This window comes from Plectonema cf. radiosum LEGE 06105 (assembly GCF_015207665.1).
Classification (GTDB): Bacteria; Cyanobacteriota; Cyanobacteriia; order Cyanobacteriales; family Nostocaceae; genus Rivularia; species Rivularia radiosa_A.
Genome location: NZ_JADEWL010000209.1, coordinates 1 through 8,837 on the forward strand (window position 1 = coordinate 1; position 8,837 = coordinate 8,837).

8 protein-coding genes are annotated in these 8,837 nt (G+C 36.7%); 5 read left to right on the plus strand and 3 right to left on the minus strand.

What is annotated here, in order from left to right:
• Nucleotides 1-25: 25 nt before the first annotated feature.
• From cbiD to IQ247_RS30130, 4 genes are all read left to right on the plus strand, one after another.
• Nucleotides 26-1,144: a cobalt-precorrin-5B (C(1))-methyltransferase CbiD gene (gene cbiD, locus IQ247_RS30115; protein ID WP_193925634.1), complete on the plus strand. Its 1,119-nt coding sequence runs from the start codon at nt 26-28 to the stop codon at nt 1,142-1,144.
• A 25-nt stretch (nt 1,145-1,169) separates the two neighbouring features.
• On the plus strand, nt 1,170-1,604 hold the full coding sequence (locus tag IQ247_RS30120; RefSeq protein WP_193925636.1) for a GFA family protein: 435 nt from the start codon (nt 1,170-1,172) through the stop codon (nt 1,602-1,604).
• A gap of 172 nt (nt 1,605-1,776) precedes the next feature.
• On the plus strand, nt 1,777-3,210 hold the full coding sequence (locus tag IQ247_RS30125) for a folate/biopterin family MFS transporter (protein ID WP_193925638.1): 1,434 nt from the start codon (nt 1,777-1,779) through the stop codon (nt 3,208-3,210).
• A gap of 160 nt (nt 3,211-3,370) precedes the next feature.
• A complete protein-coding gene (locus tag IQ247_RS30130; protein ID WP_193925640.1) occupies nt 3,371-4,906 on the plus strand; it encodes a carotenoid oxygenase family protein in 1,536 nt (511 codons plus the stop codon).
• A gap of 228 nt (nt 4,907-5,134) precedes the next feature.
• Here the strand turns inward: IQ247_RS30130 and hemN are convergent, their stop codons facing one another.
• Together hemN and IQ247_RS30140 are read right to left on the minus strand one after the other, a co-directional pair.
• Nucleotides 5,135-6,517 carry an oxygen-independent coproporphyrinogen III oxidase gene (gene hemN / locus IQ247_RS30135; RefSeq protein ID WP_193925642.1) on the minus strand — a complete coding sequence of 461 codons (1,383 nt, stop codon included), beginning with the start codon at nt 6,515-6,517 and terminating at the stop codon, nt 5,135-5,137.
• 121 nt (nt 6,518-6,638) lie between these two features.
• Complete coding sequence (locus IQ247_RS30140; protein WP_193925644.1) at nt 6,639-7,307, minus strand: biliverdin-producing heme oxygenase; 669 nt, start codon at nt 7,305-7,307, stop codon at nt 6,639-6,641.
• 563 nt (nt 7,308-7,870) lie between these two features.
• On the opposite strand from IQ247_RS30140, the gene IQ247_RS30145 reads away from it, so the two are divergent.
• Nucleotides 7,871-8,074 carry a hypothetical protein gene (locus IQ247_RS30145; protein WP_193925645.1) on the plus strand — a complete coding sequence of 68 codons (204 nt, stop codon included), beginning with the start codon at nt 7,871-7,873 and terminating at the stop codon, nt 8,072-8,074.
• Nucleotides 8,075-8,123: 49 nt separating this feature from the next.
• Here IQ247_RS30145 and IQ247_RS30150 read toward each other — a convergent pair whose 3' ends face one another.
• A complete protein-coding gene (locus IQ247_RS30150) occupies nt 8,124-8,384 on the minus strand; it encodes a DUF7219 family protein (RefSeq protein WP_193925646.1) in 261 nt (86 codons plus the stop codon).
• Nucleotides 8,385-8,837: the final 453 nt, after the last annotated feature.

Consider the following 8,837-nt stretch of genomic DNA (forward strand, 5'->3'; position numbering starts at 1 on the left):
TGCGTAAGATCGTCGGCAGCGTCAGATGTGCATAAGAGACAGCCCCATCCCCTTGTCTCCCCCTCTCCCCGGTTACACTTTACCCGTTTTCGCGGTGGCTGCTGCGAAGGCTGCTTTAATTAATTTAAGAAATACTACCGAAAAATTATCCTCGGTATCTCTAGATTTGCTAGATGAGAATGCAGAAATTGCGATCGCGCAAGTTGCTCTTTTAGATAGTAATAGTGCTTTAGCAATTACCCTGAGCAATCCCGGTGATAATTTAGATTTAACTAGAAATACTCCTATTTGGGCTTTAGTAAAGTTATCGCCGCGACAAGAAGAAATAGAAGAAGAAATTCTAACTTTAGAAGCTGGGGAAGGTTTGGGAAAAACCGCTACGGGAGAAGCTGCAATTTACAGCTTTGCTCGTCGTTTGTTTACAGCGAATTTATTACCTTTAATTCCTGAAGATAAAATCGCTACTGTCAGAATTATTCTTCCTCAAGGTAGGGAATTAGCAAAACGTACTTCTAATGAAGCTTTTGGAATTTTGGAAGGATTAGCTTTATTAGGAACTAGTGGAATTTCTCAACCGCTTTCTGCTGCTGACCATTTAGAGGAGTTTCGCGGTATCTTACGAGAGAAGGTGAAACGCGATGCCTACGGCGGGCAGGGCCTACGCAATTTAGTATTTTGTATTGGTGCGAATGGTTACTCTGTAGCAGAACGTTTATCTATTCCAGAATCGGCGATAGTTCCTACAGGTAACTGGTTGGGAGCTTTGTTGATAGAAGCAGGATTGTATAAAGTGGACTCAGTATTGTTGTTGGGGTATCAGGGAAAGTTAATTAAGTTAGCGGGTGGAATTTTTAATACTTCAAGTCATATTGCTGATGCAAAGTTAGAAATTATCGCTGCTGCTGTGGTGGAAGTTGGGGGAGATATTGCAGCTGTACGGACTGTTTTACAAGCAAAAACAGCGGATGAAGCCCATAAAAAGTTGATTGAATTGAATTTAGTTGATGCGGTTTTTGCTAATTTGGCCCAAAAGATCAGTCGGAAAGCCCAAAGTTATGTGAAAAAGTATGCGGATGTGGAGATGAAAGTTGGGGTGGTGTTGTTTGATAGGAAGGGCGAAGTGATTTGTAAGAACCAATTCTAAAATAAGTAAAATCGAGGAGAAAAGTATGACAAACGAAGTCGAACGACGAGGAAGTTGTCTTTGTGGTGCGGTAAGCGTTTCAATTAAAACCAAAACCAATAATGTAGACGCTTGTCACTGCAATATGTGTAGAAAATGGACTGGTGGTCCTTTGTTTGCTATTGAATGTAGTGGCGATGTTAATTTTGAAGGTAATGAAAATATATCTGTTTTCGATTCTTCCGAATGGGCTGAGCGTGGCTTTTGTTGCAAGTGTGGAACCCATCTTTTCTACCGTCTAAAACAACAACAATATTATGCAGTTCCCGTTGGGTTGCTTGATGACGACGAAAATTTTGTTCTCGAAAAACAGATTTTTATTGACCAAAAACCACAGTTTTATAGCTTCGCAAATCAAACACAGAATATGACGGGTGAGCAGGTATTCGCGCAGTTTTTAGCGTCTTCAGCAACAGAATAAACCTCCTGTAATGGACATCTTGACTTTGTTAGTGGGTGGAAGCTTAAAAGCTCCATGACGCTGGAGCTTTTCTGGTTTATTATCTCCGAGCAATTCCACTGCTTCTTGCAGTCGCCAGCATTATTACTAGTTATCATAATAAAAGTAGAGAAAACTTCAAAAAAATTTACTAATGCTGGTTTCCTCCTCTAGCTGGTTTAAGATCAAACAATTAATCAAAGAAAGAATCCTTTTCGGTAATGAGCCGACAGCAGAGTTGTTCGCAATTCTTACCGTTTATTTTGTCCAAGGTATTTTGGGGCTGTCGCGTTTAGCGGTGAGCTTTTTTCTCAAAGATGAACTTGGGCTAAGTCCTGCTGAGGTTTCCGCCTTATTTGGTATTATCGTTTTACCTTGGATTATTAAACCTTTATTTGGCTTCTTTTCCGATGGTTTTCCCATATTTGGCTATCGACGACGACCTTATCTAATTTTGTCGGGGATACTCGGAGCAATAGCCTGGGTAAGTATGGCGACAATAGTTCATAGTAGCTGGGCTGCAACAACCGCGATCGCGTTAAGTTCGCTGTCGGTTGCGGTGAGCGATGTCATTGTTGACTCGTTGGTAGTGGAAAGAGCAAGGGTAGAATCCCAAGCGGAAGCAGGTTCTCTACAGTCGATTTGTTGGGGTGCTTCGGCGTTTGGGGGTTTAATAACTGCTTACTTTAGCGGATTTTTACTAGAACATTTTACTACGCGCACTGTATTTTTAATTACTGCTACATTTCCGCTGATTGTCTCCGCAGTTGCTTGGTTAATTGCTGAATCCCCGGTAGAGAATAATCGGAAAGATGATAAAAACAGCAATTTTGAGGATGTTAAAAACCAAGTAAAGTTACTACGTAAAGCCATAACCCAAAAAGTAATTTGGCTACCTACTGCTTTTCTGTTCATCTGGCAAGCTACACCAAGTTCAGAATCGGCATTTTTCTTTTTTACTACCAACGAGTTACATTTTCAACCAGAATTTTTGGGAAGAGTGCGGTTAGTAACGAGTGTTGCGGCTTTAGTAGGGATTTGGATTTTCCAGCGTTTTCTCAAAAGCGTTCCATTCCGAGTAATTTTTGCTTGGAGTACGGTACTTTCAGCAATTTTAGGATTAACGACGCTGTTACTCGTAACTCATGCTAACCGAGCTTTGGGAATAGATGACCACTGGTTTAGTTTGGGTGATAGTTTAATTTTGACGGTGATGGGACAAATTGCCTATATGCCGGTTTTGGTATTAGCAGCAAGAATTTGTCCTCCGGGAGTAGAAGCGACTTTATTTGCGTTATTAATGTCGGTAACTAACCTAGCGGGGTTGGTTTCTCACGAGGCGGGTGCTGTGTTAATGCATTATTTGGGAGTTACCGAAAACAACTTTAACAACCTCTGGCTGTTAGTAACAATTACGAATCTTAGTACATTGCTACCGCTACCGTTTATTAATTGGCTACCAGAGAAAGAACAAGAAACTCCAAAATTAATCCAACCAACTTTAAAAAACAGCGACGAAAAAGAAATGTTGCCTAATTTAGTCTCAGAATTAATTTTGCAACAACCAGCAGAAGAAGTTGGTAATTAATAATTGGTAATTGGTAATTGGTAATTGGTAATTGGTAATTGGTAATTGGTAATTGGAATAACAAAAAGGGAGTTGTTATGCTCCCACTACAAGTTTTTCATAACTCCTAGCTCTTAATTGTCAATCTAAAATCTAAAATCTAAAATCTAAAATCAGACTAATGCAGAATTTTCAACTTTACGAACGTGCTTCAACTACAGAAAAATCCTATTCTCGCGAAAATTGGCAGGGAGGATATCAATCTTTAACAGAAGAATTTGATTATTGGATTGATGATATTGAAGGAGAAATTCCGCCTGAGTTAAACGGTACGCTGTTTAAAAATGGTCCGGGATTATTTGATATTAACGGACAAAATATTCATCATCCTTTTGACGGTGATGGAATGATTAGTAAGATTACTTTTACTAACGGACGCGCTCATTTTCGCAATCGTTTTGTACGGACTGAAGGTTATATCGAAGAACAAAAAGCCGGAAAAATTCTTTATCGTGGTGTATTTGGTACACAAAAACCTGGGGGTTGGTTAGCAAATGCTTTTGATTTTAATTTAAAAAATATTGCCAATACTAATGTTATTTACTGGGGTGGAAAACTCTTAGCTTTGTGGGAAGCAGCAGAGCCTCATAAACTTGACCCTCAAACATTAGAAACTTTAGGTAAAGAACAATTTGATGGTGTTTTATCCGAAGATGAAGCATTCGCAGCACATCCACGTTTTGACCCTCATTGTGAACAAAATAATGGTGAACCTTGTTTAGTAAATTTTTCTATTAAGCCAGGATTATCTACAACTATTACTATTTTTGAATTAGATAATACGGGTAAAATTGTCCGCAAAAATGCCTACAGCGTTCCGGGTTTTGCTTTTATCCACGATTTTGTGATTACCCAAAATTACTGCATCTTATTTCAAAATCCTGTTGCTTTTAATCCCCTACCTTTTGCTTTAGGAATGCGTGGTGCTGGGGAATGTATTAAGTTCCAGCCGAATCAACCGACTAAAGTTATTGTAATTCCCAGAAAACCAAATATTGCAAAAGAAGGTAATAAAAATGGGATGCAAATTCTCGAAGCACAATCGGGATTTGTATTCCACCACGCTAACGCTTTTGAAAAAGATTCAGAAATAGTAATTGATTCTATTTGTTACGAAACTTTACCAGAAGTAGAAGCAGGAAATGATTTTCGTGAAACTGACTTTGATGCTTTAAAACCTGGTCAATTGTGGCGTTTTTATCTTAACCTTGAAAATAATCAAGTACGACGAGAATTAATTGAAAGTCGTTGTTGTGAATTTCCCTGTGTACATCCGGAGAAAGTCGGACGCGACCATCGTTATTTATACATGGGTGCTGGTCATGCTAATAGTGGTAACGCACCATTACAAGCATGGGAAAAAGTTGATTTACAAACAGGTGAAAAACAACTTTGGAGTGCTGCACCTCACGGTTTTGTTAGCGAACCGAACTTTGTCCCTCGCGATATGCCGAAGGCATCTAGCTTCGCTAATCGCAATGGTGATGAAGATGATGGTTGGGTATTGGGTTTGGTTTACGATTCAACTCACCATCGTTCGGATGTGGTAATTTTAGATGCCAAGGATTTGAATAAAGAACCTATTGCAAGATTACATCTTAAGCATCATATTCCTTATGGATTACATGGGAATTTTGTTAATGAGGTGTTTGTTTAAAATAGGGAATAGGGAATAGGGAATAGGGAATAGGGAATAGGGAATGGGGAACTGTCAACTGTCAACTGTCAACTGATAACTGATAACTGATAACTGTTAACTGATAACTGATAACTGATAACTGTTAACTGATAACTGTTAACTGATAACTGATAACTGTTAACTGATAACTGTTAACTGATAACTGATAACTGATAACTGTCAACTGTCAACTGTTCCCCCCAACCCTTAAATTGCACGAGAGAATTTATTTTGTTGCGTAGTTTTACGAGAGTCAAAAATAACCGCAATATTTCTCACTAACAATCGACCTATTTGTGTAACATTAATTTGATTAGTCGATAAGTTAATTAATCCATCAGTTTCTAACAATTTTAATACGGCTAATTCTTGTGAGAAGTACTCATTAAAATTAATCTGATATTTTGATTCAATATCTGAAAAACATACAATTCCCCTAGCCATGATAGACATAATTACATCTCTTCTAAGAATGTCATCCCAACTTAATTTGTAACCTTTATTAATTGGTAAAACTCCCGCTTCCACAGCTTGATAATAATCTTTGAGTTTTTTATGATTTTGAGCGTAAGCATCCCTGAGCAAACTTACCGATGTCGAACCAAAACCAAATAACTCCGTTTCCGCATGGGTTGTATAACCCTGAAAAGTACGTCCCAAACTACCATTACTTTGCGCGATCGCTAATTCATCATCAGCTTTAGCAAAGTGATCCATTCCAATAAATTGATATTGATTTGCAGTAAGTTCTTCGATTGTCAACCGAAAAATTTCTAGTTTTTCTTGAGGTTGGGGAAGCTCCTTTACTGGTAATTTTTTCTGCAATGGTTTCAACCAAGGTACATAAGCAAAGTTAAAAACGGCTATTCTATCAGGATCTAATTGAATAGTCTTTTTCACCGTTTTCCAGAAACCGTGCAAAGTTTGATAAGGTAAACCATAAATTAAATCTACATTGACACTTTTAAATCCAGCTTCTCGAATCCAACCCATGACATTAAACAGCGTTTCTTCCGGTTGCACACGATTTACAGCGACTTGCACTTGATAATTAAAATCCTGAATCCCAAAACTGATTCGATTAAATCCAATTTCTCGGAGAAACAAAATGTAGTCTCTATCTACATATGTCGGATGAATTTCAATAGAAACTTCTGAAGAAACATCAAAATTAAAATATTGATTAATGTTTCCCCAAAGCTGTTTTATTTGGTGAATATTCAAATAATTGGGAGTTCCTCCTCCCCAATGCATTTGCACAACTTTTCGATCGGAATCAATTAAGCTTGCTGTTTGACGAATTTCCTTAATTAAATGTTGTACATAAGGAATCGCAATCTCTTTTTTATTAGAAATTACAGTATTACAACCGCAATAATAACAAGCACTTTCACAAAAAGGTATGTGAAAATACAAACTGAGCGGAGTTTTTCTGTGATTTGACAGCGAAATAGCTTCCTCAAAATCCTTTGCAGTGAATGCTTCATTTAACTCTGTAGCGGGAGGATAGCTAGTGTATCTCGGTGTAGCAGTATCATATTTTTTAATGATATCTAAGTCAAATTTAACGCCAGGAAATTGAAATACCATTGAATTTTTTGTTGACAGTTGACAGTTGATGGTTGTTAGTGGTTAGTTGACAGTTGATAGTTGATGGTGGTTAGTTGATAGTTGATGGTTGATAGTTGTTCTAAGAATTAACCTTTAACCTTTAACCTTTGACCTTTTCTTCACCAATAGACTCGATTAAAATTGCTTCTAATTCTTTAGCTATCTGCATATTAAATTGGAATGAATTATTGGCTTCTGCAACTATTTTATCGGCTGTTGTATCGTCAACTGGTACTTTATCGAGTGCTTCCCGATACTTATCTTTAAATGCTTTGTTATCAGGGATTTGCTCGAAATTATAAAAAGATGTACCCTGATAACCAACTAAATTCAAAGTTGATTGAACTACTTTTTGCAACATCTGTCCTCCGGATAAATCTCCCATGTAGCGAGTGTAAGCGTGTCCTATTAATAATTCTGGTTGTTTTACTGATAGTTCACGAATCCGAGAAACATAATTTTTAGCGGAGGTTAAAGGTGTAATTTCATTTTGCCAATCTGAACCGTAGTAAAACTGTAAATCTTCCTCTAAATTCCCTTTACGATTGAGTTCTGGAAAGTAAATTACACCAACACAAGGATGATGTTTATTACTTTCGAGTGCTGCTTCTAATTCACTGTATACGAAGTATAAATTACTTAAAAATTTCGCAAAACAACTTCTATCCACAACTCCTTTAACGAAAGATTTCATAAACCCAATATTTTCTGTCACAGTATGAGACTGCTGGGTTCCGGAACGAAGTTTTATCGCTAAATTATCACTCATTTGTAATCCTGTATCGATGAAACGCTATCTTTAACAGGATTTACGCAGTTTAATTATACTTTAATTATATTTACTGTTCTTCCCTAACATTTAAGCAACTATGCTTATCTTTTTTCCCCTTAATTCCTATTAATGGCAATCTCAGAAGTATGACTACAAAATTACCATATTTTCTACAATACTTGCTGTACTTTTTATTTTTTGTATCGCTATATAGCTAGAAACATTTCTTCATATTTGAGCAAAAATCTCAAATGTAATTACTTCTCCAAAACTTGCAGAATTAACTCACAGTCATTACAGCGATTAATTCAAATATTTTTATCTGAAATAGCAAGTAAAATAAGGCTTAGTAATCAACTTCGCTTTTGCTTAATCAATATGATGCTATTTATAAGTAATTACTATGTATGATATTTGTGTTAATTGCTTAAAAAAGCGCTAATATAATTTTCAAGTTAAGCGAAAGTTAAGTAATACATCGGTTATTGCTTATATTAATTATTTCGGTAATCAATTTTAGATATTTAGATATAGATTTTAAATTTAAATTGGGGGCGTAATTGGATAAGTCAGAAGGTATTCAAGTAGGAGATAAAGTTGTCATCTTGCATCCGTCGCACATCGCAGGAAAAACTGGTTTTATCTACGCAAGAGAAGTATTCTCAGATGAAGAAGTTAGTAAGCGGTGGATTATCCGCATCGATTCGGAAGACATAATGGTGTCTTTAAATCCAAAGGAATTTGAGTTATTAGCCGAGCATTAGGGTTTTAATTGCATCATAATTCCAGCAAGAAACGCGATTGCGCGTTTCTTCAGCTTTCTGTTGGAGGTTCTTCGTTGATTCCCAATTCTTTCTTACTGTGTTTCAAGTTTTTCCACAGTCCCTTAATTTGCGTATATGCATCTTCGGAAGTTACTTTTCCCGAAGTTTGTAAATTAACGATATAGCCAACTTTTTGAGCAAATTCTTGTAAATTAGCATTAAATACTAAATTCTCTGGCTTGAATTCACCATAATAACGACTACGGGGATAAAGAAAATTTTCTTTGTCTGCTCTGTCCGAATCTTCCATAATTTTCCTGGAATAATCTTTTATTAATTTTAACTTAACTTTAAGTTAATCTTTTTAGTTATGTTTTTCAATATATGCCCATTTCGGATTATGGGACATCTGTCATTAGGCGTACTTAGCAATTGGCTTCTGTATTAAAAAAAACAAATATACTCTCTTACTTCGCGTAGTAATACATAAAAAATATTAACTTTTCAGATAAAATAATTAATAAATTAAATATTTAAACAGTGAAAATACACCCTGTCTTAATTAATGTGGTGGAGTACTAGTAGTCCACCACATTAATTTTGAGGAATTAAAATACCTCTTCGTAGGTTGGGTTAAGCGTTGGCGAAGCCTGTCCGACAGGACATAGCGCAACCCAACGCGGGTGCCGAGGCTCCACTACGTTTTGCTTCGCAACGCTTGCGCGAACAGCCCAACCTACAATATTACATTGATTACCCCTCA

Coding starts and splice junctions, on each gene's coding strand:
- IQ247_RS30150 (WP_193925646.1), bottom strand. CDS start 8,384: ATGGAAGATTCGGACAGAGCAGACAAAGAAAATTTTCTTTATCCCCGT.
- IQ247_RS30140 (WP_193925644.1), bottom strand. CDS start 7,307: ATGAGTGATAATTTAGCGATAAAACTTCGTTCCGGAACCCAGCAGTCT.
- hemN (WP_193925642.1), bottom strand. CDS start 6,517: ATGGTATTTCAATTTCCTGGCGTTAAATTTGACTTAGATATCATTAAA.
- IQ247_RS30130 (WP_193925640.1), top strand. CDS start 3,371: ATGCAGAATTTTCAACTTTACGAACGTGCTTCAACTACAGAAAAATCC.
- IQ247_RS30120 (WP_193925636.1), top strand. CDS start 1,170: ATGACAAACGAAGTCGAACGACGAGGAAGTTGTCTTTGTGGTGCGGTA.
- cbiD (WP_193925634.1), top strand. CDS start 26: ATGTGCATAAGAGACAGCCCCATCCCCTTGTCTCCCCCTCTCCCCGGT.
- IQ247_RS30125 (WP_193925638.1), top strand. CDS start 1,777: ATGCTGGTTTCCTCCTCTAGCTGGTTTAAGATCAAACAATTAATCAAA.